The organism is Pseudomonas fluorescens NCIMB 11764 (assembly GCF_000293885.2).
GTDB classification, from domain to species: domain Bacteria; phylum Pseudomonadota; class Gammaproteobacteria; order Pseudomonadales; family Pseudomonadaceae; genus Aquipseudomonas; species Aquipseudomonas fluorescens_B.
In genome coordinates this window covers 5,735,816-5,762,332 of the sequence record NZ_CP010945.1, presented here as the reverse complement: position 1 = coordinate 5,762,332, position 26,517 = coordinate 5,735,816, and the positions used below count along the sequence as shown (strand labels likewise).

Genomic DNA, 26,517 nt, shown 5'->3' with positions numbered 1-26,517 from the left:
GTCATCGCGGCGCCTTGCCTGGCAGCAACAGCCACTCGTCAAAAGAGAAACGTATTTACGAGACAGGACACAGAACACGAATAGTGGCGTTCTGATAAAAAAGTTCTAGATTTATTCTTCAAGCCATTAATATAGTTATATACCGTCGCTGATGCCCGTGGCGTCTACCTGCTTTGAGGGATTCATATGAAGCTTCAACAACTGCGCTACATCTGGGAAGTGGCGCACCACGACCTCAACGTTTCCGCTACAGCCCAAAGCCTTTACACCTCGCAACCGGGTATCAGCAAGCAGATCCGTCTGCTGGAAGACGAATTGGGCGTCGAGGTCTTTGCTCGCAGCGGCAAGCACCTGACCCGCGTCACCCCAGCCGGCGAGCGCATCATCACCACCGCCGGCGAGATCCTGCGCAAGGTTGAAAGCATCAAGCAGATCGCCCAGGAGTTCTCCAACGAGAAGAAAGGCACCCTGTCGATCGCTACCACGCACACCCAGGCGCGTTACGCGTTGCCGCCGGTGATCAGCAATTTCATCAAGCAATACCCGGACGTTGCGCTGCACATGCACCAGGGTTCGCCGATGCAGATCGCCGAAATGGCCGCTGACGGCACCGTCGATTTCGCCATCGCCACCGAAGCCCTCGAGCTGTTCGGTGACCTGGTAATGATGCCGTGCTACCGCTGGAACCGTTGCGTGGTCGTGCCTCAGGGCCACCCGCTGACCAAGCTGTCGAAGCTGACCCTTGAAGCACTGGCCGAATACCCGATCGTGACGTACGTGTTCGGTTTCACCGGTCGTTCGAAACTCGACGAAGCCTTCAGCCATCGCGGCCTGACGCCGAAAGTGGTGTTCACCGCCGCCGACGCCGACGTGATCAAGACCTACGTTCGCCTGGGGCTGGGTGTGGGCATCGTGGCGAAAATGGCGGTTGATGCAAAGCTCGACAGCGATCTGGTGATGCTCGATGCCAGCGATCTGTTCGAGTCCAGCATCACCAAAATCGGTTTCCGTCGCGGTACCTTCCTGCGTGGCTTCATGTGCGACTTCATCGAGAAATTCGCCCCGCACCTGACCCGCGAAGTCATGGCCAAAGCCATTCAGTGCCACAACAAGCAGGAACTGGAAGAGCTGTTCGACGGCGTCGAACTGCCCGTTCATTAATCTACGGTTTACACCACCTCGGTGACAGAAAACTGTTGCCGAGCGCCCGCCACCAGAATCTCCACCTCGTCCCCTTCGAACTTGCCCAGCAGGCTTTTGCCCAGCGGTGAGCGAGGGGTGATGACGGTAATCCATTGCCCGACAAGATCGACCTTCAAGCCTGCCGCGTCGGGGGCCAGAAACAGCCATTGTTCACGACCCTTTTCGTCTTCCAGACCCAGCAGGGCGCCGACTTCGATACCGCGTTGATCGTCGTAAGGCCGTAGCGTCAGGCTCTGGCACAGCGCCAGCGATTGCCTGATTTCCTCGACCCGTTTCGCCTGCCCGGCCGCCAGGTATGACGCCTCCAGTCCCAAGGTGTCGTACTTGTTTTCGGCGATGTTTTCTTCGTGGGTCGCCGTTTCGTACGCGGTTTGCGCGGCACGTTCGGCAATGTCGAGATCGACTCGCAGCTTGTCGAGAATCAATTGGTGGACGGCTTGTTTATTCATGGTCAATCGCAGAATTGCAGAACGTTGGCGCGGCTTTTTTCGCTTGGCGCGGTCTGGTCCTGCTGCAGCCAGAACTGGCATTTCGGATTGGCCAGATTGCGGCGGGTGCTGCGGGCCTGATCCAGTCGTTGCTGCTGTTCGTTCTTGCGCAGGTTCTCTTCGTATTGGTCGAACAGCGGGCTCTGGGGTGGAATGTCCGGAACCGGTTGCGCGACCACAGGTGGTTTCGCCAGTTGCTCTATCGCTTGCGCGACCGGCGCCAATTGCTCGTTGAACAACAGTCGGGAAGCGAGCCAGCAGGTCAGCGCAATAGCCAGGAATCCCAGCCACAATCCGAGGGCAATGCTGCCGGTCAGTTGCAGGGCATTGAGCTGAATCGGCAAGCGGCGGCGCGGGTTGGGGCGGTAGGGCATGACTGCCTCCTGGCGGGTGGTCGCGGGCGAGTGGCGATTGTCGCATGAAGATTAATCGCCGTCGGCTCTTCTGCACGGAGTAATTTATGCGGACAATCGGCGCCTTTGCCAACGGGAGCCTGGAATGCCTCAATTGAAAACCCGCTGGGATGTTTTTTGCGCCGTGGTCGACAACTTTGGCGACATCGGCGTGACCTGGCGCCTGGCCCGACAACTGGTCACCGAGCATTCGCTGGCGGTGCGTTTGTGGGTGGACGACTTGCGGGCCTTCGAGCGACTCTGTCCGCAGATCGACATCCATGTCGCGCAGCAATGGCAGGACGGTGTCGAAGTCCGGCAATGGCCAGCCGACTGGTTACCCACCGACGCCGCCGATGTGGTGATCGCCGCATTCGCCTGCCAGCTGCCGAGCGGCTACATGGACGCCATGGCCGCGCGGGAAAAGCCGCCGTTGTGGATGAACCTTGATTACCTGAGTGCTGAAGACTGGGTTATCGGCTGCCACGGTTTGCCGTCGGTAAAATACAAAAGTGTGCAGAAGTACTTTTTCTTTCCGGGTTTCCAGAAGGGCACCGGTGGCTTGCTGCGTGAAAGCGGATTGCTCGAGCGACGCTGGCAATTTCAGCAAAGCCCCGAGGCTCAGCGAAAATTCCTGCAAGGGTTAGGGATTGATCGCGCGCCAGGTGCACAGCTGATCTCGCTGTTCGCCTATGAGAATAGCGGCCTGGCGAGCTGGCTGGATGTGATGGCTGCCGATTCGACACCGACGCATCTGTTGGTGCCCGAAGGGCGGATTCTGGGTGATGTCGAGCGTTGGCTCGGTGTCGAGGGATTGGCGGCGGGCGCCGTGCATGTGCGCGAGGCCTTGACCGTGCAAGTGCTGCCGTTCGTCCGACAGGAGCAATACGATCACCTGCTCTGGTGCTGCGATTTCAATGCTGTGCGCGGCGAAGATTCGTTTGTCCGCGCTCAGTGGGCGGGCCGGCCACTGCTCTGGCACATCTATCGGCAGGACGAAGACATTCACCTGGACAAGCTCGAAGCGTTCCTGACGCTGTACACAAAAGGCCTGTCTGCGCCTGCCCGCGAGGCGATCAGCGGTCTTTGGCGTGCGTGGAATGCCGGGCATGATATGTCGGGTCACTGGCTGACAACCCGTGAACACTGGCCGGAACTGCAAAAACATGCCGAAGCGTGGTGTCTGGAACAAGCCTTGCAGGCAGATCTTGCCGCGGCGCTGGTACAGTTTTACCTAAATTGGATATGATACGCGGCCTAGATTTTTGTAAATCCCATCCAAATTCGGATATTCGCAATGAAAACTGGTAAAGAACTGAAACCCGGTACCGTGATCCGTCTCGAAAACGATCCTTGGCTGGTTCAGAAAGCTGAATTCACCAAGTCTGGTCGTAACAGCGCGATCATGAAGACCAAGCTGAAAAACCTGCTGACCGGTTACAAGACCGAGATCGTTTACAGCGCCGACGACAAACTGGACGACGTAATCCTCGACCGCAAAGAAGCGACCCTGTCCTTCATCAGCGGCGACACCTACACGTTCATGGACACCACCGACTACACCATGTACGAGCTGAACGCTGAAGACATCGAAGCCGTTCTGCCTTTCGTTGAAGAAGGCATGACCGATGTTTGCGAAGCGATCTTCTTCGAAGAGCGTCTGGTTTCCGTAGAACTGCCGACCACTATCGTGCGTCAGGTTGACTACACCGAAGGTTCCGCTCGCGGCGACACTTCCGGCAAGGTGATGAAGCCTGCCAAACTGAAGAACGGTACCGAGCTGTCGGTTGCTGACTTCATCGAAATCGGCGACATGATCGAGATCGATACCCGCGAAGGCGGTTCCTACAAAGGCCGTGCTAAATAAGCACCGCTTCAGGAATGAAAAAGCCCGACCATTGAGTCGGGCTTTTTTGTGGCCGAATATCAAGATCAAACGATCGCAGCCTTCGGCAGCTCCTGCATGAGTTTTGTATTCCCTTGCAGGAGCTGCCGAGTGAAACGAGGCTGCGATCTTTTGCTTTTTGCTTTATTTCAGGTGTTGCTTGAGCTCTTCAGACGCTTGCAACATCGCCGAACGCACCGCAGGCACCTGGCTCACCACATTCAACAAGCCGTAGTCGTGAATCATGCCGTTGTAGCGAACCGCCGTCACCGGCACGCCGGCCTCGTCGAGTTTGCGGGCGTAGGCCTCACCTTCATCGCGCAGCACATCGGCGCCGGCTGTTTGCACCAGCGCAGGTGGCAAGCCTTTGAGCTGGGCAGTGGTCGCGCGCAGTGGCGAAGCGTAGATCTCGTTACGTTGCTTGGCGTCAGTGGTGTAGTTGTCCCAGAACCACTTCATCATGTTCTTGGTGAGGAAGTGCCCCTCGGCAAACTGGTTGTAAGACGCCGTTTCAAAGTTTGCGTCCGTCACCGGCCACAGCAGCACCTGGAACCTGATCGCCGGGGTGCCTTTGTCTTTGGCCATCAGCGCAACCACGGCCGCCATGTTGCCGCCGACGCTGTTGCCGGCCACTGCCAGGCGCTTGCCGTCGACATTGATTTCTTTACCGTGCTCAGCCACCCACTGGGTCGCGGCATAAGCCTGGTTGATCGCCACCGGGTAATGCGCTTCCGGCGAAGGGGTGTAATTGACGAACACCGCCGCCGCCCCCGAACCCGTGACCAGATCCCGAACCAGGCGTTCGTGGGTCGGGAAATCCCCCAGCACCCAGCCGCCGCCGTGGAAGAACATGAACACCGGCAGCTCGCCTTTGACCCCGGCCGGACGGACGATGGTCAGGCTGATGGGTTGGCCGTCGACTTGAATGGTCTTCTGGCTGACATCCGCTTTTGGCAGCGTCAATTTCACCCCGGCTTGCGCGCCGACCAAAATGGCCCGGGCATCTTTCGGGGAAAGCTGTTCCATCGGTTTGCCGGTGCCGGCATTCAGAACATCGAGGAACGCCTGGGTGTTGTGCTCAACCCCGTCGCCCGCGAATGCACTGTGGATGGACAGGGCGAGAAGGGTACCGGTCAAGACTTTGCTGAAAGTGTTCATGTTCGTTTCCTGTTCGGTCTAGGAATCAGCAGTTAGACGGTAACGTGCAGGCGCACATCGACGTTGCCACGGGTGGCGTTGGAGTACGGGCAGACCTGGTGGGCAGCATCGACCAGGGATTGCGCATCGGCTTGTTCAAGACCTGGCAGGCTGACGTGCAGATCGATGTCCAGACCGAAACCACCAGGAATCTGGCCGATACCGACATGGGCGGTGATCGATGCGTCGGCCGGGATGCTGCGTTTGGTCTGGCTGGCGACGAATTTCAGCGCGCCGATGAAGCAGGCCGAGTAACCGGCGGCGAACAGTTGTTCAGGGTTGGTGGCTGCGCCGCCAGCACCGCCGAGTTCTTTCGGGGTAGCGAGTTTGACGTCGAGGATGTTATCGCTGGAAACCGCACGACCGTCACGGCCACCAGTGGAAGTTGCGATTGCGGTGTAGAGAGTTTGCATGGTGTACGCCTCGTTTGGATTTGTTTGTTTGCGCTAAATGTTTGCGCGCTAAGTAAGTGCGAGATGAATGTATCGCGCTAATATCTTGCGCGCAAGATAAATTTTGAAAAAAGTTTGGCAAGCGTGGTGAGGCCCGGGAGTGATTGCCGGCAAGACTATGGAATTAGAGCGGTTCAGGCAGGATTTTCGGGCAGTAAATTTTTTCGAGGCGAGGGGCAGATGAAGCGGAGTCCCGAGGTCACCACAAAAACATGTGGGAGCGGGCTTGCTCGCGAATGCGGTGTGTCAGTCAACACATGTGCTGAATGGCACACCGCATTCGCGAGCAAGTCCGCTCCCACAGTGGATGTGTGATGGTTTGAAGATTACAGGCTGTCTTGCAGATTGCTCCGCAGCACTTGCAGCTCTGCCTGCAGTTTCTGCAGTCTCTCCAGCGTCATCCCGCTGGCGCCGAGGATGCACTGGGGAACTCCGCGAGCCTTGTCCCGCAAGGCGCGACCCTGTTCGGTGAGTTCGACAATCACAACTCGCTCGTCTTCGCGGCTGCGGGTGCGGCTGAGCAAGCCTTCGGCTTCCAGGCGTTTGAGCAGTGGCGTCAGTGAGCCAGGATCGGTCAGCAGGCGCGTGCTGATTTCGCCTACGGTCAAACCGTCCTGTTCCCACAACACCATCATCGCCAGGTATTGCGGATAGGTCAGGCCCAGCGCTTGCAACAGCGGCTTGTAGACCTTGGTCATCAGCAGCGAGGTGGAATGCAGGGCGAAGCAGGCCTGATTATCCAGCAGCAGGGCGTCGCAGTTATCGGAGGTGTTGCGCTCGGTGTTCATTTCGAAGCCTTGATCAGTGATCGTCATAAATCTAGCGGGCGAATCTTTAATGCGCCAGACAATTCTGGACTAGTGCCGGTCCAGGTCGGTTTGCAGCGCCAGGTCCCATGGCGGAATCGGACTGAAGCGGGTTTTCAGGTATTCCAGCAACAAACGACTGCGGGAATTGGGCTGCTGCTCCAGGCGCAAGGCATAGATGCCGGTGGTGTCCGAAGGTGGCAGACCATTTTCGCAAAACAGGGGCAGTAGCTCACCACGCAACAAATATTCGCTGGTCAGCCAGGTCGGCAGATGCGCGACACCCAACCCGGCCAATGCCCCGCAGGCCAGCGCCTCGGCATTGTTGGCGCTCATGCGGATGCGCGACGGGCGGTGCGTTTGCATTTGCCCATCCCGCTCGAAACGCCAGGCGAAGGGTGGGGCGAGGCCATCCCAGTCGAGGCCGTCGTGTTCAATCAACTGCGCCGGGTCGGTCGGTACGCCGCGACGCTTCAGATAGTCGGGGCTGGCGCAGGCGATGCGCACCATGCTCGCCAGCGGTGTGGCTACCAGTCGGGTGTCGGCCATTTGCCCGGTACGCAGCACCAGATCAACCTTGCCCAGGTTCAAACCCTGCATGTCGACAAAACTGTCGATCAAGTGCAGTTGCACATCGAGACCGGGGTAGAGCACCAGAAAATCAGCGATCACCGGCGCCAGGTGCCGCCGGCCGAACGCGGCGGGGGCGTCGATCCGTATCAGGCCTTCCGGCGCACTGCTCAGGGACACCGCTTCGGCCCGCGCCAGTTGCAGTTCGGCCACAATCCGCCGCGCCCGTTCGGCGAATGCCAACCCGGCCGGCGTCGCGCGCACGGCATGGGTACTGCGGATAAACAACTGGCTGCCGACGGCGTTTTCCAGGCTGTCGATGCGCCGCGCCACGGCCGACGGTGTCAGCGGATAACGGCGGGATGCGCCGGAGAAACTGCCGGTTTCCAGTACATCGAGGAACAGGCCCAGCTGTTCGGTTAACTGATTGGGGTTCATGGCGTAGTCAGTGCTTATGCAAAGTTGGCACAGCCATTGTGCGTTGCTATGCGTTTCCCCGCCAGCGCCGACTGCGTAGGATGGATCGCCTGAGATGAGAGGACATTGGCCGTGATTGAATTTTTGATGTATCTGGTATTCGGTGCCGCCCTGGGAACCCTGGGCGGGTTGTTTGGGATTGGCGGAGGGCTGATCGCCATTCCGTTGCTGGGGGTGTTGTTCGGGCTCGATCAGCAGATTGCCCAAGGCACTGCGCTGGTCATGGTGGTGCCGAATGTGATGCTGGCGCTGTGGCGCTATCACCAGCGCAATAAAATCGAGTTGCGTCACGCGCTGCCGCTGGCGTCGATGGGTTTTTGCTTTGCGTGGATCGGGTCGATCTGGGCGGTGGGCATCGATGCGGAAACCATGCGCGTAGGATTTGTCGCATTCCTGATCGCACTGTCGGCCTACAACCTGGTGCGAATGTTCTACGCCAATGTGTCGGTCAGTTCGCAGATGAATTACTCATGGCCATGGCTGGGCGTGCTCGGCGCGGCTTCCGGGACCATGGGTGGATTGTTCGGTGTGGGTGGGGCGGTAGTGGCAACGCCCGTGCTGACCAGCCTGTTCGGCACCAGCCAGGTGGTTGCCCAAGGCTTGTCGCTGGCACTGGCGTTACCCAGCACGGGCGTCACGCTGGTGACTTATGCCGTGCATCATCAAGTGGACTGGATGATCGGTGTGCCGTTGGCCATCGGCGGTCTGCTGAGCATCAGTTGGGGCGTGAAGATCGCCCACACCATACCGGAGCGGCTGCTGCGCGCGCTGTTCTGTGGCTTCCTGGTGCTGTGTGCGGTGATGCTCGCCTTTAAAGTTTGAACCCTTCGACGATGTGTTCGGCCAGGCACTCGGTAATCGGCGACGGGTTGTGCAGGTTGCGCAACAGCATGATGCTCGCCTCGGGCAAAATCGGCAGATCTTCGGCTTCACCGAGAATGCGCATGTCGGGGGTGATCAGGCTTTCCAGTTGTGCGGTCACGGCAAGGCCGGCACTCACCACCGCCATGATCGCCGACAGGCTTGAACTGTTGTAGGCCACGCGATAATCGCGGCCCATGGCATCGAGGGCATTGCAGGCCCATAAACGGCAGAAGCAATCGCTGTTGAACATCGCCAGCGGCAGCGGCGTTTGCTCATGGGCACTGAAGCATTGCGCTTCGGCCCAGACAAAACGTTCCTTGCGCAGCAGTTGCCCGATCTCGTTGCCCGGCTCACGGGTGACGATGGACAGGTCCAGGTCCTGGCGCAGCAGCAATTGTTTTGATGATTCACAGTGGACTTCGATCTGGATCAGCGGATACGACTGGGCAAATCGCCGCAGGATGCCCGGCAAAAAACGCATCACGTAATCGTCGGGTGTGCCGATGCGTACCATGCCGACCATGTGCGGTTCGCGCAACGTGTTGAACACTTCGCTGTGCAGCTTGAGGATGCGCCGCGCGTAGCCCAGCAACACCTGGCCTTCAGCGGTGAGGCGCACCTGACGGCCGTCGCGCTGAAACAACTGGCGCTGCAACACATCCTCTTCCAGCCGTTTCATCTGCATACTCACGGCGGACTGCGTGCGATTCACCAGCTCGCCGGCGCGGGTAAAGCCGCCCTGATCGGCGATGGCAACGAAGGTGCGCAGCACTTCGGTATCGATACTTGGGAAGGCGGACATTGATCAATCTCCGAGATGTATTGCATCAGAAACATTCGTTGGATTGATCTTAGCTCCGGCGCGACACTTGAGCCATCCCAAACGGAGGGCAACAAGATGAAAGGTCAAAAAGGCTATGTCGAAGTAGAAAAACATTCCATCCATGTGGTGACAGATCTGTTGCACAAAATCAGTCGCTGGTACGAATTGCACCGTGAACGCGAGTTGTTGGCGGGCATGAGCGACGAAGCACTGAAGGACATAGGGCTCAGTCGCGCGGATGTCGAGCACGAAACCATCCGCCCATTCTGGGATGACCCGATGCACAAATGAGTAACCCACAACTACACAAACCGTCTCCCGGTAAGGTAGGTTGCGAGCAGACAAGGAGATGTTCATGCCCGCAACGCTGTCCTTTTCCATCAAACAGGCTCGACGCCTGGCGCTGGCCGCCCAAGGGTTCAATGGGCGCCAGCCGCCGGCGACGATCAAAGCGGTCCAGCTCAATCGCCTGATCGAGCGGCTGGGCATTTTGCAGATCGATTCGGTCAATGCGTTGGTGCGTTCGCACTACCTTCCCTTGTTTTCCCGCCTCGGCAACTACTCATCCGACTTGCTCGACCAGGCTGCCTGGAGTTCGGGCCGTCGACGCACGTTGTTCGAATACTGGGGCCATGAAGCCTCGTTGCTGCCCCTGTCGATGTACCCGTTGATGCGCTGGCGCATGCGGCGGGCGACCCGGGGTGAAGATATCTATCAGCAACTGGCGCGATTCGGGCGTGAGCAGCAGGACACCATTCGCCGTGTGCTGGCCTCGGTTCAGGAGCTCGGCGCGCTGGGTGCCGGGAGTCTGTCGACGCGCCAGGAGCGGGCAGGACCTTGGTGGGACTGGAGCGCGGAAAAGCATGCGCTGGAGTGGTTGTTCGCCGCCGGTGAGGTGACCGTGGCTGGACGACGTGGATTCGAGCGGCTTTATGATTTGCCGGAGCGGGTCATTCCCTCCGCGATTCTGCAGCAGCCGTTGCTCTCGGAGGACGAGGCCCAGCGCGGGCTGTTGCTGCATGCCGCGAATGCCTTGGGGGTGGCGACGGAGAAGGACTTGCGCGACTACTTTCGCCTGAGCCCCGGTGATGCGCGCCCACGCTTGGCAGAATTGGTGGAAACGGGGCAATTGCTGACTTGCGAGGTTCAGGGTTGGCGGCAACCGGCATTTTGCCTGCCGGAGCCCAAAGTGCCGCGCAAGGTCGAAGCCAGCGCCTTGCTTTCACCGTTCGACTCGCTCATCTGGGAGCGCAGTCGCACCGAGCGCTTGTTCGATTTTCGCTATCGGTTGGAGATCTACACGCCGCCGGACAAGCGGGTCTACGGCTATTACGTGCTGCCTTTTTTACACAACGAGCGGATTGCCGCACGGGTGGATTTGCGCGCGGAACGGGCATTGGGGCGGCTCGCAGTGCATGCCGTGCATGAGGAAGAAGCGGGGTTGGACGAGGAGGGGATGCTGGCGTTGGCGGTCAATTTGCGGCAGATGGCGGATTGGTTGGGGTTGGAGCGGGTTCAGTTGAATTGTCCGCGGGCGAGTGCGGCGCGGTTGCGGGTGGCATTGGCACAGATAGATGGGTGACTAATCTGGGCTAATCGCCAGCAGGCTGGCTCCCACAATGGATCTGTGTCGTACACAAAACCATGTGGGAGCTAGCCTGCTAGCGATAGCGGTACATCAGGCGATCAAAAACTACCGTCGAACCTGCTTCAAAGTTTCGGCAATCAAAAACGCCAGCTCCAGTGACTGATCAGCATTCATTCGCGGATCACAATGGGTGTGATACCGGTCCGACAACCCGTCCTCGGTAATCGGCCGCGCACCACCAATGCACTCGGTGACATTCTGCCCGGTCATCTCGATATGGATGCCACCGGCATAACTGCCTTCCGCTTCGTGAACCTGGAAGAACTGCTTCACCTCGCCAAGAATCTGCGCAAAGTCGCGGGTCTTGTAGCCGCTGCTGGCCTTGATGGTGTTGCCGTGCATCGGGTCGGAACTCCAGAGCACCTGTTTGCCTTCACGTTGCACTGCGCGGATCAGTGCCGGCAAGTGATCGCCGACCTTGTTTGCGCCCATTCGCGCGATCAGGTTCAAGCGGCCTGGATCGTTGTCCGGGTTGAGCACGTCGATCAGGCGGATCAGGTCTTCCGGGTTCATGCTCGGGCCGACCTTGACCCCGATCGGGTTGTTCACTCCACGCAGGAATTCGACGTGCGCACCGTCCAGTTGGCGGGTACGGTCGCCGATCCACAGCATGTGCGCCGAGCAGTCGTAGTAATCGTTGGTCAGGCTGTCGCGACGCACGAAGGCTTCTTCGTAGTTCAGCAGCAGCGCTTCGTGGGCGGTGAAGAAACTGGTTTCGCGCAATTGCGGCGAACTGTCCATGCCACAGGCGCGCATGAAGGCCAGGGTTTCATCGATGCGGTCGGCGAGGTGGCTGTATTTTTCCGCCAGCGCCGAGTTGGCGATGAAGTCCAGGTTCCACTTGTGAACTTGATGCAGGTCGGCAAAACCGCCCTGGGCAAAGGCGCGCAGCAGGTTCAGGGTGGCGGTGGACTGGTGGTATGACTGGAGTAGCCGCTCCGGATCCGGAACGCGGCTTTTTTCGTCGAAACCGATGCCGTTGACGATATCGCCCCGGTAGGCCGGCAGGGTCACGCCGTCGATGGTTTCGTCGTTGGCCGAGCGCGGCTTGGCGAACTGGCCGGCCATGCGCCCGACCTTGACCACCGGGCAACCGGCCGCGAAGGTCATGACGATCGCCATTTGCAGCAGCACTTTGAAGGTGTCGCGGATTTTCGCGGCGGAGAACTCGGCGAAGCTTTCGGCGCAGTCGCCGCCCTGCAACAGAAATGCGCGACCCTGTGTCACTTCGGCAAACTGACGGCGCAATTCCCGGGCTTCACCGGCAAACACCAGCGGCGGATAGCTGGCCAGGGTTTGCTCGACGTGCAGCAAATGCGCCGCGTCGGGATAAACAGGTTGTTGCTGGATCGGCAGGGCGCGCCAGCTGTCAGGGCTCCAGGGTTGGCTCATCACGGTCTCGGTTGTTTTACGCTCGGGTGTTCATGTTATCAGCAAATTAGTGCGTGACCTGTTCCCGTCGCTTCGCGGACAATCGCGCTTTTGCCGCCTCATGTTGCGGTGTACTACGTTGCCGGGCCTGGTAACGATCAGGAGACGAAATGACTGAGGAGCGCGTCGAGCATCTGCTCGCCGAGGTACAGGACGAGTTCGGTGTGATTCGTGTGCTGGAAGTGGCCGATTACCGTTTTCTCGAGTTCGGTGATGCCATCGAACAGAGCTGTGTGTTCACCGCCGACCCGAGCTGGCTCGAATACGATTACACCCGGGCGATGCTTGTTGGTGCGTTGTGTCACGGGCAGCCGGAAAGCGCGCTGTTCCTCGGCCTCGGTGCCGGCACGTTGACCCAGGCCTGCCTGAAATTCCTGCCGCTGGAAGATGTCGAGGCCATCGAACTGCGCCCCGACGTGCCGCGCCTGGCCATCGAATACCTTGGGCTGGATGACGATCCTCGACTGTACATCCGGGTTGGCGATGCACTGGAATTGCTGGCGACGGCAGAGCCGGCGGACCTGATTTTCGTCGACCTCTATACCGATGTCGGGCCGGGTGTCGGGCACCTGGCCTGGAGTTTTCTGGAAAACTGTCAGAAACGCCTGAATCCGGGCGGTTGGCTGGTGATCAATCAATGGGCCACCGACGACGGCAAACCCTTGGGCGCGGCGTTGTTGCGCGGGCTTTATCATCGGCATTACTGGGAGCTGCCGGTGAAGGAGGGCAATGTGATTCTGATCGTGCCTTCGGAACTGGATCAGGACCTGGACATGGACGGATTGGTTGCGCGGACCGAAGAGCTGGCGCCGCGGTTGGGGTATTCGTTGCAGTCGCTGATCAAGGCGATTCGCCCGGCGAGCTGATGCGGGTGTGATCACTTGTGGCGAGGGGATTTATCCCCGTCCGACCGCGAAGCGGTCGCAAAGTCGGCGAATGTGGTCTGCCTGAATGGCCATGGCGCTGGTTTTGGGGCTGCTTCGCAGCCCAACGGGGATAAATCCCCTCACCACAGAAGCTCCCTAGCCACAAAAGCCGTCTTGTCAGCAGCCTTTGAACACGCCGGGCCGCTTCTCGATCATCGACCGCACACCTTCCTTCGCATCCTCACTCGCCAACAGCTTCTTCACCAGCGCCGGTAATCCCTGCGCCGCCGCGGTTTCCCCTTCATAACGTGCCTGCCGCGCCGACATCAGCGTCGCCTGAACCCCCAACGGTGCCTGCCGGGCAATCCGCTCAGCCAGTTCAATCGCCCGCGGCAACAAATCCTCGCTGGCCATGACTTCCTGCACCAGGCCCAAGTGCAGCGCATCATGGGCATCGAACTCATCGCCGGTCAGCAGCCAGCGCATGGCGTTGCCCCAGCCTGCAACCTGATGCAGGCGCAACGTCGCGCCGCCAAACGGGAAGATCCCGCGTTGGACTTCTTTCTGGGCGAATCGGGTGTTGCTGGCACACAGGTTGATATCGGCGGCCAGCATCAGCTCGATACCGATGGTCAGGCAATAACCTTGTGCGGCGACGATCACCGGTTTGCTGACGCGCGGACCTGCAAACACCCCCCACGGATCGCACCCTCCGGGCGGCACCTGCCAGCCTTCGGCCAGCGCTGCGCTGGCATTGACCAGGTCGAGCCCGGCAGTGAAATGCTCGCCATGGCCGAACACCACCGCCACCCGCGCCTCGCTGTCAGCCTCGAATTCGCCGTAGGCCAGGCTGAGGGCATTGAGCAGGTCGAGATCGAAGGCGTTGCGCTTGGCCACCCGATCCAGGCCGATCAACAGGACATGGCCGTGCCGTTCGCAGGTCACACGGCTGGTAACGGGTTGATTCATCACGCAATTCCTCGAGCGGGAAGGGGTTTGAGACTGCAGGACTGCGTCACAAGGGGGAACCGTTTTAGCGCCATCGCCAGCAGGGCCGGGCCTTTGAAAAATAGACTGCTGCACGATTATCTGCAAAGCCTGTGACATAACGGTGTATGCGTCAGATTTCCGACAAATAATGCTCCCTTTTTGGGCGAATTCCGGTATAGTGCGCGCCGGCCTTTAACCGGGCCGCGTTTAGGTAGCGCAATTCCCCGAAGTCAGCTTCGGCTGCACGTCCGCACAGCGGACTCTCCCTTGACGAATCTTTTTCATTCATTCGTTTTCGCAAATCCCCGCCGACAAAGCAGCCAGGGCGACTCTTGAGTCTTACACGGCATGCGCAGCTTTGGAGCATGGGTCTTTGCGGATGCACTTAGAGGCAGACCCATGACCCAGGAAACCGGCGGCTTCGCCGCTTTTAATCTTAATCCGAATATTCTTGCAGCCGTCATCGCGACTGGCTACGAAGAGCCTTCGGCTATTCAGCAGCAATCGATCCCGATCATCATGGCCGGTCACGACATGATTGGTCAGGCGCAAACCGGTACGGGTAAAACCGCCGCGTTCGCCCTGCCGATCCTGCATTGCATCGATCCTGCCAAGCGCGAGCCGCAAGCCCTGATCCTGGCGCCAACCCGTGAGTTGGCGCTGCAAGTAGCAACCGCTTTCGAAACCTACGCCAAGCAAATGCCGGGCGTAACCGTTGTGGCCGTTTACGGCGGCGCGCCTATGGGTCCACAACTGAAAGCAATCCGTAACGGCGCACAGATCGTTGTCGCCACCCCGGGCCGTCTGTGCGACCACCTGCGTCGCGACGAAAAAGTCCTGTCGACCGTGAACCACCTGGTTCTGGACGAAGCTGACGAAATGCTCAAGCTGGGCTTCATGGACGACCTGGAAGTCATCTTCAAGGCTCTGCCAGCGACCCGTCAGACCGTATTGTTCTCGGCCACCCTGCCACAGTCGATCCGTGCCATTGCCGAACGCCACCTGCGCGATCCGCAACACGTGAAGATCCAGACCAAGACTCAGACCGTTACCGCGATCGAACAGGCTCACCTGTTGGTTCACGCTGACCAGAAGACCTCGGCTGTATTGAGCCTGCTGGAAGTCGAAGACTTCGACGCCCTGATCATGTTCGTGCGCACCAAGCAAGCGACCCTGGACCTGGCCAGCGCCCTGGAAGCCAAAGGCTACAAAGCCGCTGCGCTGAACGGTGACATTGCCCAGAACCAACGTGAGCGCGTCATCGATTCCCTCAAGGATGGCCGTCTGGACATCGTTGTGGCGACCGACGTTGCTGCTCGTGGCCTGGACGTTCCGCGCATCACTCACGTATTCAACGTTGACATGCCGTACGACCCTGAGTCCTACGTTCACCGTATCGGCCGTACCGGCCGTGCCGGTCGCGAAGGTCGTGCACTGCTGCTGGTGACTCCGCGCGAGCGCCGCATGCTGCAAGTGATCGAGCGTGTAACCGGTCAGAAAGTTGCCGAAGTCCGCCTGCCGGATGCTCAGGCAGTTCTCGATGCGCGCATCAAGAAACTGACCAACAGCCTGTCGCCGCTGGTTGGCGATGCCGAGTCGACTCACGGTGATCTGCTGGATCGCCTGACTGCCGATATCGGTTGCACTCCGCGTGCATTGGCCGCTGCTCTGCTGCGCAAGGCCACCAATGCTCAGGCGTTGACCCTGGCTGCAATCGAGAAAGAACGTCCACTGGTGCCGAACAACGCACCGCGCGGCGATCGTCCAGAGCGTACCGGTGATCGTCCGGACCGTGGTGATCGTGAGCGTCGCGCTCCGGTTCCATTGGCCGAAGGTCGTGCCCGTTGCCGTACCGCGCTGGGTGCGCGTGACGGTATCGCTGCCAAGAACCTGCTGGGCGCCATCCTCAACGAGGGTGGTCTGGCGCGTGAAGCCATCGGTCGCATCCAGGTGCGTGACAGCTTCAGCCTCGTCGAGCTGCCGGAAGATGGTCTGGAGCGTCTGCTGACCAAGCTGAAGGACACTCGCGTTGCCGGTAAGCAGTTGAAGCTGCGTCGCTATCGCGAAGATTGATCCGCCTTCGGGTTGATTGATCGAACATAAAAAATCCCCGACTGGTTCGGGGATTTTTTATGCCTGAGATTAGCTCTGTGGTGAGGGAGCAAGCTCCCTCGCTACAGGTTTGCTTCGCAGGCTCGGCAGCTGCTACAGGCGATCGGGTCGCGGCGGTTATTCTGTTGCCGGGCCGCCACCCGCCGTCACCACTTGCACGGTCATGCGCGGCATCGCCAGGTCGAGCCCGGCTTCGTCCAGGTGACGTTTCAGGGACAGGTTGAAGGCGCGGGAGACTTCCCACTGCTTGATCGGCGCGGTCTTGAATCGTGCCCGAAGTATCGCGTTGCCGGACTCGAAACTCTCGACCCCTTGAATCTCCAACGGCGACCAGATGTTGCGCCGTTGCAGCGGATCGTTGCGCATCTTCTGGCCGACGTCGCGCATCAGTTTGATTGCGTTATCGATGTCCATGTTCGAGGGGATCGCCACGCGGAAGATCGCGTAGCCGAACTCCCGGGAGTAATTCTTGATGCTTTTGATCTCGCTGAACGGAATCGTGTGGACGATGCCGTCGATGTCCCGCAGGCGAACGGTGCGAATGGTCAGGCCTTCGACAGTGCCGAGGTGGCCGCCGACATCCACGTAGTCGTCGATGGCCAGGGAATCTTCGATGATGATAAACAGCCCGGTGATCAGGTCGGCGACCAGTGACTGTGCACCGAAACCGATGGCCAGACCGATGACGCCGGCACCGGCCAGCAGTGGCGTGACGTTCATGCCCATGTTCGCCAGGGCGACGATCAACGCCACGATGAAGATCGCCACGAACAGCACATTGCGGATCAGCGGCATCATTGTCTGCGCGCGGGCATTGGCCAGGCCTTTGCGCGAGCGGGTGAGGGCGTGGTGCACCGCGGTGTCGCTGAGAATCCAGATCAGCCAGGCAAAAATCAGCGTGCCGCCGAGGCTGAACAGTTTCACGCTGACTTCATGGCCTTCACCTTCGGTGAACGCAATCAGCGACATGCCCCAGACGCGCAGGCCCAGTTCGATGAATGCCAGCCACACCAGCAAATGGGCAAGGGTATAGAAGAAGCTTTTCAGGCGTTCGGAATACAGCGCATGACGCTTCACGCCACGTTGCGGTTTCAGCGCATGGCGACGCACCAGCCCATTGATGACCATGCACAACACCAGCAGCACGGTGCAGATCAGCGACTGACGCAGTGCGGTACTGGTGTCGCCGGCCGAGACGAAGGTGGCGAACAGCGAGATGGCCACCAGTACCAGCGCCGGCACGTACCAGAAGGTCCCGAGAATATCGATGGTGTCGCTCAGGGCGCGGCGGGTCAGGCGCCGGGACAGCGGCTGGTTGCGGATCAGGTGGGCGATGGGGCGACGGAAGCGCAGGATGAACAGGCCGGTAGACAGCGCGGCCAGCACATTGGCGATGGTGGCGGCGGTGTGCGCCAGGTGGCTGCCCAGGCTGGTCACCAGTCGCGGATCGCTCAGGGCTTCACCGAACGCGGCGAAACTGCCGATCAGCCACAACGGCCGAAAGGCCTGATGCCGCAGGATGTACAAGGCGCGGTGACGATGCGGACCGTCGAGCAGGGAAAAAGCGATCACGCAGATCGCCGAAAAACACGTGCCGACCACCAACGCATAGGCCAGCACCATGGCCAGGCTTTTGCCCAATGACGAGGGTAAGGCGTAACTCATGTACACCGTGATGACCAGGGCGATCAGCCAAGGGCCAAGTTTGCGCAGGGCAAACCGCAGCATGTCGAGGGCCTTGGGGTGTTGCGGCAATTCCTCGGTCAGGCCGAAGCGCATCCGCACCCGGTGCCCGAGCCAGATCAGTGCGGCGGCCAGCAGGCTCCAGATCATCAGGATCATGGCGAAGGCAAAAATGATCGGCAGCCATTCATTGACCGGTAGCGCCAGTGCTATCAGTTCGTCTTTGGCCAGATTGAATTCTTCGGACCAGCGCGTAAGCGGGCTGTCGGCGCCGGAGAACTGTTTTTCGAAATTGGCCAGCGTTCCGCCGATCAGGCCCAGCACGCCTTCTTCTTTGGTCGGTTGGGCTTTTTTGGTGGCGTCACGCAGCTTCTTCAGGTCGGCCAGCAACTTGCTGCGTTGCTGATCGTTCTCCAGCGACTTGATGACTTCGTCGAGTGATTGCCCCAGAGGTTCTTGCGCCTCCGGCTGGGTTTTCGCGGAGCCGTTGAGCAGGCTCGGCAAACCGGCGGCCTCGGCAGGCGTGATCGGCAGCAGCGTCATGAGGCAGACGAGGAAAAGACAGGGCAGGGCAAAAAGACGAGCGAACACTAGGCGGTCAACCTTGAAAGGAGCAGATCGACCGAGTGTACGAGCCCGCCAAAATCAATGCGAGCGAGGGGCGAGGATTTATTCGTTGAGTTTGGCGAGGATCTTGAAGACGACGGTGGCGAGGATGGTCAGCATGCCGATCCACATCGCGAACACGCCGACATTCTTGTCACGGAAATTGAAGCCGATGGCCAGCAGGATCATCCCGGCAAGAATCGGGATCAGCATGGCGTGGAATGAAGACATCGAGATCATGGGCGACTGCCTTGTCTAAGGGGGTATTTCAAGTCTAGGTGGGTTTTGGGTGGCCGGTAGTGATGTGTATCAGAATGAGCCGCGAGAACCGCGGGATTATTGTGGCGAGGGAGCTTGCTCCCGCTGGGCTGCGGAGCAGCCCCAACACCAGCCATCGCGTTCTTCCTTGCAGACCGCATTCGTCGGTTTTGCGACTGCTTGGCAGTCGAGCGGGAGCAAGCTCCCTCGCCACAGAGGATTCTCTGCAGATTTCCTTTGCTTGGTGATTACGGCAATTCCTGGCAGGCGTAAAACGCGCTCAGCACTTTCACCAGGTGCGCCAGGTCGTGGCTGCCGCACAACTCGCGGATCGAGTGCATGGCGAACGTCGGCAAGCCGATGTCCACGGTGCGCACGCCCAGGTGGCTGGCGGTGATCGGACCGATGGTCGAGCCACAGCCCATGTCGCTGCGTACCACGAAGCTTTGCACCGGCACTTCCTCGGCCATGCACAGATGGCGGAAGAACCCGGCGGTTTCGCTGTTGGTGGCGTAACGCTGGTTGCTGTTGACCTTGATCACCGGGCCGGCGTTGAGTTTCGGGCCGTGGTTGGCGTCGTGCTTGTCGGCGTAGTTGGGGTGCACGCCGTGGGCGTTGTCGGCCGAGACCAGCAGGGACTTCTGAATGGTGCGTACGAATTCATCACCATCAGGCAGCAGGCGACGCAGGGTCTGCTCAAGCATCGGGCCGTCGGCGCCGCACGCGGAGCAGGAACCGACTTCTTCGTGGTCATTGCAGACCAGCACGCAGGTTTCGTCGGTTTCAGCCGTCAGCAAGGCCTGCAGGCCGGCGTAGCACGACAGCAGGTTGTCCAGGCGCGCGCCGGCAATGAAATCGCCATGCAGGCCGATGACCGCCGCGCTTTGGGTGTCATAGAAACTCAGCTCGTAATCGAGCACCACGTCGGCGTTCAAGCCATGCTCCAGCGCCAGCTGGTTGGTGAGCACGGCGCGGAAGTCCACACGCTCATCGCCGGCAAACTGCGCAAGGATCGGCGGCAGCTCGGTCTGGGCGTTGATGGCCCAACCCATGTTGGCTTCACGATTGAGGTGAATGGCCAGGTTCGGAATGATCGCAATCGGTGCCTTGAAGTCGATCAGCTGGCTCTCGACCTTGCCGTCGCGGCGGAAGGTCACGCGGCCGGCAAGGGAAAGGTCGCGGTCGAACCAGGGGGCGAGCAGCGCGCCGCCGTAGACTTCGACGCCCAGTTGCCAGAAACCCTGGCGTTGCAGTTCCGGTTGGGGTTTGACCCGCAGGCACGGGCTGTCGGTGTGGGCGCCGACCAGGCGAATGCCGCCGTGCAGCGCTGAATGACGGCCCATCTTGATGGCGACGATCGAAGAGTCATTGCGGGTGACGTAGTAACGGCCGTTGGCCTCGGTGGACCAGGGCTCGCGTTCATCGAGACGCTGATAACCCGCCGCTTCCAGACGCTGAACAAGGCTGGCGGTGGCATGGAACGGGGTAGGGGAGGCCTTGAGGAAATCGATCAGGCCTTGGTTCAACTCTTCGCGCATAAGTAGCTCCAGACAGCAATGGCGCCAGTTTAACGTATTGGCTTGGGGCTTTGGGCGTGACGTTCGCCACAGTCGTCAACCCGCTGCTGCGACCCGTTTTTTCAGGTAGGACATGATGATCTGCTCGTCTTCAGGCTTGTCCGGTTTGGGCAATTGTTTCGGCCAGCCCTTGTGATGAGTACCCAAGAGTGCCTCCCGACGGGCTTCGTCCCAGCGAAAAATTTCCCGCGAGGCGGATTCCCACCATTCGTGTCGGCATGCCGTGTAGTAGGGGTGATCGGGTGCAGCGCTTCCATATAGCAGGTCGCGACCGATCTTTTTCAGCGCACCTTTATGGTTGCGCAGCTTCCATTTGATTTTCAGTCGCTGCCAGGCGGACGGGTACGGCTTGACCCGTGGTACATCGCGGCACCACTCCACCAGCTCGGGGCTGAACGCCTCCCCATGCTGTGCAAAGAAAAACGCCTGCATCCCATGGAAAAAGCGTTTTTCCGCGAAGTAGTGGTAGATGTACTTTCTCGCTTCGCGCACCGGCTTGTCGCGCATCGCGAACGACAGGGCGATTTGTTCGATCGTGTGAATATCGAAGCTGTCGCGGGTCCATTCGTCGATGAATTCGATCGATGCTGCCAGCAGGGGCGCGTCGCGGTCGGTCAGGCCGCAGAGTCCGCTGTTGTACAGCTTGAAACCGTCGTCTGCGGTGATGCCGTGAGTGCGCAGGCATTCGCCGAGCTTCACGTATTCGTCGCGTTTGCAGACATCCCGCCAGCAATATTCGAGGCGATCCATCAGGTAGTGCCCGGGCTTGATCTGATTGAAGATCTGGTTCGGGTCGCTGGTGAACAGCGTGTCAGTGTCGACGAACAGGGTTTTTTCCGCGAGCTTGAGGCCCTCCGCCATGGCGCAGGCCTTGCGGCGATGGTGGTAGCCGTTTTCACCCTGCCACAGGGTCAGTGTTTCCTGGGTCAGCATGACGGTTTCAACCGGCCAGCCGGCGTAGTCCTCGGGGCGGTCGGTGAGGATTCTGATGCTCGGAAGCTTGCCGTTTTTCGAATGGGACAGCGCAGTCAAAATACTGAATTTGGCTTCGCGTCGGTAAACATCCTGATTGCCGTAGATCAGATAAAGCAGTTGATGTCGGGTTTTCTTGACAGGTGCTGCAGGGGAAACAGTACAACTCATCGGGATAAAATCCTTTTGCTAAAACGGGCGACTGCCTGTCAGCCTGCGCTTAAAACGGTGCCGGGCACTCGAAGCGCAAGCGTTCGCCGCTCTGCGGGTGAGTAAAGCTGAGCATGCTCGCATGCAGGCACAGCCGTGGCCAGGCGGCCAGCGCCTGCTCATGGGCATAGAGGCCGTCGCCCAGCAGCGGATGGCCGATTGAGAGCATGTGCACGCGCAACTGATGGGAGCGGCCGGTGATCGGTGTCAGTTCGACCCGGCACCAGTCGCCGCAACGTTCGAGTACGCGCCAGAACGTCAGGGCGTTTTTGCCGAACTCGTGGTCCACCACGTGGCGCGGTTTGGTCGGCGGATCGTAGCGCAACGGCAGATCGATGCTACCGCTGTCCAGCTCCGGTTGACCCCAGCACAGGGCTGTGTAGGCCTTCTCGGTTTCGCGGTCGTGAAATTGCCGAGACAGTTCGCGATGGGTGTCCGGGTCACGGGCCAGCAGAATGATGCCGGACGTTTCCCAGTCCAGGCGATGGACGATGCGGGCTTCCGGGTAGCCGTTTTCTTGCAGGCGGGTGATCAGGCAATCCTTGTTGTCATCGGCCCGGCCGGGGACGGACAGCAACAGGGTCGGTTTATCCACCACCAGTACGGCGGCGTCCTGATGGATGATACGGATGTTGGACAGCGGCATTAAAACAGCCTCGTAACAAACGCCAACGGCGACTCAGGCCCCCTCCATTGGCAGAGGGGGCCTGAGTCGCCGTGGCTGCTGCCGGATCGACTCAGCGATCTGGCAGGGTGATATTGAGTTCCAGAATCGAGCAGCTACCCTGGTTTTCCAAGGCGACGTGCACGTCATCGGACCCGATATTGACGTACTTGCGGATCACCTCGACCAATTCCTTCTGCAAGGCGGGCAGGTAGTCCGGCGTACTGCGTTGGCCGCGTTCATGCGCCACGATGATCTGTAGACGCTCTTTCGCTACCGAGGCGGTACTTGGCTTCTTGTTAGCACGAAAGAAGTCAAAAATGTTCATTACCGGCCTCCAAACAGACGCTCAAAGAATCCTTTCTTCGTCACATCGAGAAACCGATGCTCCACGGTTTTACCCAGCAGGCGTTCAACGGCATCGCTGTACGCCTGACCGGCGTCGCTCTGGTCGTCGAGGATCACCGGCACGCCGGAGTTGGACGCCTTGAGTACCGCTTGGGACTCAGGGATCACACCCAGCAGGGTCACGGCGAGAATTTCCTTGACGTCTTCGACGCCGAGCATTTCGCCGTCGCTGACGCGTTGCGGGTTGTAACGGGTCAGCAGCAAATGTTCCTTGATCGGCTCTTCGCCGTTTTCAGCGCGACGCGACTTGCTGGCCAACAGGCCCAGCATGCGGTCCGAGTCACGAACCGAGGAGACTTCCGGGTTGGTCACGACAATCGCTTCATCGGCGAAGTACATGGCCAGGTGAGCACCTTTCTCGATGCCGGCCGGGGAGTCGCAGACCACGAATTCGAAGTCTTCCTTCAACGCCATCAGGACTTTTTCCACGCCTTCGACGGTCAGCGCGTCTTTGTCGCGGGTCTGACTGGCGGCCAGTACGTAGAGGTTTTCCAGGCGTTTGTCTTTGATCAGGGCCTGTTGCAGGTTGGCTTCGCCGTTGACCACGTTGACGAAGTCGTACACGACGCGACGCTCGCAACCCATGATCAGGTCGAGGTTACGCAAACCGACGTCGAAGTCGACGATAACTGTTTTGTGACCGCGCAGTGCGAGGCCGGTACCGATAGCAGCACTGGTGGTGGTCTTACCCACACCACCCTTGCCGGATGTAACCACGAGAATCTTGGCCAAGGTGTTTCACCCCTAAGGAAAAAGGACATTTAGCCCCTGAAAAACATCTCTGGAAAAACTACTGCAGTCGGACAGCCTTGGCTGGAATCCGGTCCAGAACGGCGCTTACCTTCGATAAACACTGCTTTTGGCCTTTTTCCTACTTCGTTTGAGCCGTATTCGCTACGTTTTAGAGATGCTTGGAAAATGCGGCAGTATCCGTTAAAGCCGAATGATGTTCAACACATCGCCCGACAGGCTGACCTGTACGCCGGCACCCCATAAAGGGTCGCGCCGCAGATCCTCCGAAACCTTGTAGTGGCCTGCGATGGAGACCAGTTCAGCGCTCATTTGCTGACAGAAAATCCTGGCTTTCGTGTCGCCTTTGACCCCGGCCAGTACGCGACCGCGCATCGGGCCGTATACATGGATGTTCCCGTCGGCGAGAAGTTCCGCCCCCGGGCTGACCGACGAGATTACGACGAGGTCGCAACCCTGTGCATAAATCTGCTGGCCGCCGCGTACGGGCGAAGTGATGATTTTCGTCGGTTTGATCGTCGGTTCCGGCGGTTTTTCCGGTTTTTTCGCAACGGCCCCTTCAAGCGGGTCCAGCGGCCGCTCGCGGGCGCCGGACGGTGGCAGCACCGGCAGGTCGACCGCGATGGCGGCAGCGATGTCTTCGATGCGGCTGGCGCGGATCGCCAACGTACGCAGACCATGCTGGCGACAGACGCGCATCAGGCCTGGCAGATCGACCGCGCCTTCGCTGGCCGGAAGCTTGTCCAGCGCCAGTACCAACGGTGCGTTGCTGAAGAAGCCAGGCGCCTGGGCGACCTTGGCGGCCAGTTGCCGATCGAGGCTCTCGAGGTCGTTGCGGGCCAGCTCCAGCACCGTAATGGCGAGCATGCTGCCCTTCAACTGGAACACGGGATCTTGGTCTAGCAGGTCGGTTTGGCTCATGGTCGGCATACAACGGCTTGTCACTAAAAGTGCCGAGACTTATAACGAGAACGCTCGCCAGCCGCAAGCCGGGTCGAACGATGTAGAATGCGCGGCCATCGTCTTTCCGGAAGCTTTAATGGATCGCCCGCGTTTTCGAAAAACATTTCTTATGCCGCGTTTCTGGCCGCTGTGGTGTGGGCTGGGGCTGTTGTGGCTGATTGTTCAATTGCCGTATCCGGCGTTGCTGTCAATCGGCCGCGCCCTCGGCGCATTGATGTATCGCGCGGCGGGCGACCGACGGCGCATTGCCAGGCGCAATCTGGAACTTTGCTTCCCGGAAAAGTCTGCTGCCGAGCGCAAACGCCTGCTCAAGGAAAACTTTGCCTCCACCGGCATCGCTTTCTTTGAAATGGCCATGAGCTGGTGGTGGTCCCGGGAGCGCCTGGCGAAGCTGGCCCACGTCGAAGGGCTGGAACATCTGAAGAAAGCCCAGCGCGACGGCAAGGGCGTGATTCTGATGGCGGTGCATTTCACCACGCTGGAAATCGGCGCGGCGTTGCTCGGTCAGCAGCACACCATCGATGGCATGTACCGCGAGCACAAGAATCCGTTGTTCGATTACATCCAGCGCTGTGGCCGCGAACGGCATAACCTCGATTCGCTGGCCGTGGAGCGCGAAGACGTGCGCGGCATGCTCAAGTTGCTGCGGGCCGGCCGTGCGATCTGGTACGCACCGGATCAGGACTACGGCGCCAAGCAAAGCATCTTCGTGCCACTGTTCGGCATTCAGGCGGCGACCGTCACCGCCACCAGCAAATTTGCGCGGCTGGGCAAGGCGCTGGTGGTGCCGTTCACCCAGGAGCGTCTGGCGGACGGCAGCGGTTATCGACTGGTGATCCATGCGCCGCTCGAGGGTTTCCCCGGCGAGACCGAAGAAGCCGATTGCCTGCGGATCAACCAATGGATCGAAGGCGTGCTGCGCGACTGCCCGGAGCAATACCTCTGGGCCCATCGCCGCTTCAAGAGCCGTCCGCCGGGCGAGCCCAAGCTGTACGCAAAACGCGGTTGAACCCCTATCCCATCAAGCACCATGGAGCGTTGCGATGAGTCCTGCTGAACCGGTTACAGGGTTGATTCTTTCCGGCGGCGGGGCTCGGGCGGCTTATCAGGTCGGCGTATTGGCGGCGATTGCCGAACTGCTGCCGCTGGGGGCAGACAATCCGTTCCCGGTAATCGTCGGCACCTCGGCCGGGGCGATCAACGCCGTCAGTCTGGCCAGCGGCGCGATGGATTTCCGGGGCGCGATTGAGCGTCTGACAGCCTTCTGGCAGGGTTTCCGCAGTCACCTGGTGTTGCGCAGCGATTGGCCGGGGGTGATTCATCAGGCCAGTCGGTTTGTCAGCCACAGTTTGCTCGGCATCGGCGCTCAGGTGCCGGTGGCCTTGCTCAACAGCTCGCCGCTGCGCGGGTTGCTCAACGACAAACTGCAAATGACCGGCATCGCCGACGCCATCGCGCACAAGCAGTTGCAGGCCGTCGCGGTCACCGCGTTTGGCTATGAATCCGGACAAGCCGTGACGTTCTATGAGGGCGGGGGCACCATCGACGCCTGGTTGCGTCATCGGCGAATCGGCGTGCCGACGCAATTGACCGTCGACCATTTGCTCGCCAGCTCCGCCATCCCATTACTGTTTGCCCCGGTGAAAATCGGCGAAGAATATTTCGGCGACGGCGCGGTACGCCAATCCGCGCCGATCAGCCCGGCCCTGCACCTGGGCGCCAATCGCGTGCTGGTGGTGGGCGTCAGCGGCAACCCACGCGGCGTTGACCCCGAGCAACCGCTGCAACGCGCCTACACCGGCCAGCAACCGACGCTCGCGCAGATCGGCGGGCACATGCTCAACAGTACGTTCATTGACAGCCTGGAAAGCGACATCGAGTTGCTGCAGCGCCTGAACCAGTTCAGTCACCTGATGCCCGATGGCACGCCGACCCGTGCGCTCGGCGTAGCGCCGGTGGAGGTGTTGGTGATTTCGCCGAGCCAGCCGATTGATGAAATTGCTGCGCGTCACCGTCAGGAGTTACCGGCGGCGTTGCGTCTGTTCCTGCGCGGGCCGGGGGCGACCAAGACCAGCGGGGCGGGGGTGTTGAGTTACTTGCTGTTCGAGGCGGGGTATTGCAGCGAGTTGATTGATCTGGGGCGGCGGGATGCATTGGCCAAGCGGGATGAGTTGAGTCGGTTTCTTGGGCTAACGGTGCCTGAAGTCGCTTGAGCTGTCAGT

27 protein-coding genes are annotated in these 26,517 nt (G+C 59.9%); 10 read left to right on the top strand and 17 right to left on the bottom strand.

The annotated features are described in order from the left end of the window. Positions 1–186: 186 nt before the first annotated feature. A complete protein-coding gene (cysB, locus tag B723_RS26295; protein ID WP_008148549.1) occupies positions 187–1,161 on the top strand; it encodes an HTH-type transcriptional regulator CysB in 975 nt (324 codons plus the stop codon). A gap of 8 nt (positions 1,162–1,169) precedes the next feature. On the opposite strand, the gene B723_RS26290 is transcribed toward cysB, so the two are convergent. Then, entirely contained in the window at positions 1,170–1,652 is a 483-nt protein-coding gene (locus B723_RS26290) for a GreA/GreB family elongation factor (RefSeq protein WP_017339805.1), read from the bottom strand. Positions 1,653–1,654: 2 nt separating this feature from the next. Then, positions 1,655–2,065 (bottom strand): hypothetical protein, encoded by a 411-nt coding sequence (locus B723_RS26285; protein ID WP_017339804.1) that lies wholly within the window; start codon positions 2,063–2,065, stop codon positions 1,655–1,657. Between the two features lie 124 nt (positions 2,066–2,189). On the opposite strand from B723_RS26285, the gene earP reads away from it, so the two are divergent. Then, positions 2,190–3,332: an elongation factor P maturation arginine rhamnosyltransferase EarP gene (gene earP / locus B723_RS26280; RefSeq protein ID WP_017339803.1), complete on the top strand. Its 1,143-nt coding sequence runs from the start codon at positions 2,190–2,192 to the stop codon at positions 3,330–3,332. Positions 3,333–3,380: 48 nt separating this feature from the next. Continuing rightward, on the top strand, positions 3,381–3,950 hold the full coding sequence (locus B723_RS26275; protein WP_007943632.1) for an elongation factor P: 570 nt from the start codon (positions 3,381–3,383) through the stop codon (positions 3,948–3,950). A gap of 162 nt (positions 3,951–4,112) precedes the next feature. On the opposite strand, the gene B723_RS26270 is transcribed toward B723_RS26275, so the two are convergent. From B723_RS26270 to B723_RS26255, 4 genes are all read right to left on the bottom strand, one after another. Further along, positions 4,113–5,126 carry an alpha/beta hydrolase gene (locus B723_RS26270; protein WP_017339802.1) on the bottom strand — a complete coding sequence of 338 codons (1,014 nt, stop codon included), beginning with the start codon at positions 5,124–5,126 and terminating at the stop codon, positions 4,113–4,115. 32 nt (positions 5,127–5,158) lie between these two features. Then, positions 5,159–5,578, bottom strand: a complete 420-nt coding sequence (locus B723_RS26265) for an organic hydroperoxide resistance protein (protein ID WP_017339801.1) — start codon at positions 5,576–5,578, stop codon at positions 5,159–5,161. A 365-nt stretch (positions 5,579–5,943) separates the two neighbouring features. Then, the gene (locus tag B723_RS26260) at positions 5,944–6,405 is read right to left on the bottom strand and encodes a MarR family winged helix-turn-helix transcriptional regulator (RefSeq protein WP_031319036.1); all 462 of its coding nucleotides are present in this window, start codon (positions 6,403–6,405) and stop codon (positions 5,944–5,946) included. 69 nt (positions 6,406–6,474) lie between these two features. Then, complete coding sequence (locus B723_RS26255; RefSeq protein ID WP_017339799.1) at positions 6,475–7,431, bottom strand: LysR family transcriptional regulator; 957 nt, start codon at positions 7,429–7,431, stop codon at positions 6,475–6,477. A gap of 111 nt (positions 7,432–7,542) precedes the next feature. Between B723_RS26255 and B723_RS26250 the strand changes: the two genes are divergently transcribed. Continuing rightward, positions 7,543–8,292, top strand: a complete 750-nt coding sequence (locus B723_RS26250) for a sulfite exporter TauE/SafE family protein (RefSeq protein WP_031319035.1) — start codon at positions 7,543–7,545, stop codon at positions 8,290–8,292. Here the strand turns inward: B723_RS26250 and B723_RS26245 are convergent. Beyond that, the gene (locus B723_RS26245; protein WP_017339797.1) at positions 8,282–9,136 is read right to left on the bottom strand and encodes a LysR substrate-binding domain-containing protein; all 855 of its coding nucleotides are present in this window, start codon (positions 9,134–9,136) and stop codon (positions 8,282–8,284) included. The genes B723_RS26250 and B723_RS26245 overlap by 11 nt on opposite strands. Positions 9,137–9,232: 96 nt before the next feature. On the opposite strand from B723_RS26245, the gene B723_RS26240 reads away from it, so the two are divergent. Together B723_RS26240 and B723_RS26235 are read left to right on the top strand one after the other, a co-directional pair. Continuing rightward, entirely contained in the window at positions 9,233–9,448 is a 216-nt protein-coding gene (locus tag B723_RS26240) for a DUF1127 domain-containing protein (RefSeq protein WP_017339796.1), read from the top strand. 64 nt (positions 9,449–9,512) lie between these two features. Then, positions 9,513–10,739, top strand: a complete 1,227-nt coding sequence (locus tag B723_RS26235; protein WP_017339795.1) for a winged helix-turn-helix domain-containing protein — start codon at positions 9,513–9,515, stop codon at positions 10,737–10,739. Positions 10,740–10,850: 111 nt separating this feature from the next. Here B723_RS26235 and B723_RS26230 read toward each other — a convergent pair whose 3' ends face one another. Beyond that, positions 10,851–12,197 carry a class II 3-deoxy-7-phosphoheptulonate synthase gene (locus B723_RS26230; RefSeq protein WP_017339794.1) on the bottom strand — a complete coding sequence of 449 codons (1,347 nt, stop codon included), beginning with the start codon at positions 12,195–12,197 and terminating at the stop codon, positions 10,851–10,853. Between the two features lie 149 nt (positions 12,198–12,346). On the opposite strand from B723_RS26230, the gene B723_RS26225 reads away from it, so the two are divergent. Further along, positions 12,347–13,102 (top strand): spermidine synthase, encoded by a 756-nt coding sequence (locus B723_RS26225; RefSeq protein ID WP_017339793.1) that lies wholly within the window; start codon positions 12,347–12,349, stop codon positions 13,100–13,102. Between the two features lie 177 nt (positions 13,103–13,279). Here the strand turns inward: B723_RS26225 and B723_RS26220 are convergent, their stop codons facing one another. After that, positions 13,280–14,071 carry a crotonase/enoyl-CoA hydratase family protein gene (locus B723_RS26220; protein WP_017339792.1) on the bottom strand — a complete coding sequence of 264 codons (792 nt, stop codon included), beginning with the start codon at positions 14,069–14,071 and terminating at the stop codon, positions 13,280–13,282. A gap of 420 nt (positions 14,072–14,491) precedes the next feature. On the opposite strand from B723_RS26220, the gene B723_RS26215 reads away from it, so the two are divergent. Next, complete coding sequence (locus B723_RS26215; RefSeq protein ID WP_017339791.1) at positions 14,492–16,165, top strand: DEAD/DEAH box helicase; 1,674 nt, start codon at positions 14,492–14,494, stop codon at positions 16,163–16,165. Positions 16,166–16,321: 156 nt separating this feature from the next. On the opposite strand, the gene B723_RS26210 is transcribed toward B723_RS26215, so the two are convergent. The 8 genes from B723_RS26210 to minC form a co-directional block, all read right to left on the bottom strand. Continuing rightward, a complete protein-coding gene (locus tag B723_RS26210) occupies positions 16,322–18,478 on the bottom strand; it encodes a mechanosensitive ion channel family protein (protein WP_031319034.1) in 2,157 nt (718 codons plus the stop codon). A gap of 78 nt (positions 18,479–18,556) precedes the next feature. Further along, positions 18,557–18,733: a hypothetical protein gene (locus B723_RS33520; protein ID WP_017339789.1), complete on the bottom strand. Its 177-nt coding sequence runs from the start codon at positions 18,731–18,733 to the stop codon at positions 18,557–18,559. A gap of 266 nt (positions 18,734–18,999) precedes the next feature. Continuing rightward, positions 19,000–20,289 (bottom strand): M18 family aminopeptidase, encoded by a 1,290-nt coding sequence (locus B723_RS26205; RefSeq protein WP_017339788.1) that lies wholly within the window; start codon positions 20,287–20,289, stop codon positions 19,000–19,002. A 75-nt stretch (positions 20,290–20,364) separates the two neighbouring features. Continuing rightward, a complete protein-coding gene (locus tag B723_RS26200; RefSeq protein ID WP_017339787.1) occupies positions 20,365–21,471 on the bottom strand; it encodes a hypothetical protein in 1,107 nt (368 codons plus the stop codon). Between the two features lie 49 nt (positions 21,472–21,520). Next, positions 21,521–22,156, bottom strand: a complete 636-nt coding sequence (locus B723_RS26195; RefSeq protein ID WP_017339786.1) for an RluA family pseudouridine synthase — start codon at positions 22,154–22,156, stop codon at positions 21,521–21,523. 91 nt (positions 22,157–22,247) lie between these two features. Beyond that, entirely contained in the window at positions 22,248–22,502 is a 255-nt protein-coding gene (gene minE, locus B723_RS26190; RefSeq protein WP_007944431.1) for a cell division topological specificity factor MinE, read from the bottom strand. Then, a complete protein-coding gene (minD, locus tag B723_RS26185; RefSeq protein WP_017339785.1) occupies positions 22,502–23,314 on the bottom strand; it encodes a septum site-determining protein MinD in 813 nt (270 codons plus the stop codon). The genes minE and minD overlap by 1 nt, the downstream gene beginning before the upstream one ends. Positions 23,315–23,515: 201 nt before the next feature. Next, positions 23,516–24,253: a septum site-determining protein MinC gene (gene minC / locus B723_RS26180; protein WP_031319033.1), complete on the bottom strand. Its 738-nt coding sequence runs from the start codon at positions 24,251–24,253 to the stop codon at positions 23,516–23,518. A 118-nt stretch (positions 24,254–24,371) separates the two neighbouring features. Between minC and B723_RS26175 the strand changes: the two genes are divergently transcribed. Both B723_RS26175 and B723_RS26170 read left to right on the top strand, forming a co-directional pair. Continuing rightward, positions 24,372–25,304 (top strand): lipid A biosynthesis lauroyl acyltransferase, encoded by a 933-nt coding sequence (locus B723_RS26175; protein WP_017339783.1) that lies wholly within the window; start codon positions 24,372–24,374, stop codon positions 25,302–25,304. Between the two features lie 34 nt (positions 25,305–25,338). Next, positions 25,339–26,508: a patatin-like phospholipase family protein gene (locus tag B723_RS26170; protein ID WP_017339782.1), complete on the top strand. Its 1,170-nt coding sequence runs from the start codon at positions 25,339–25,341 to the stop codon at positions 26,506–26,508. The last annotated feature ends 9 nt before the right edge of the window (positions 26,509–26,517 follow it).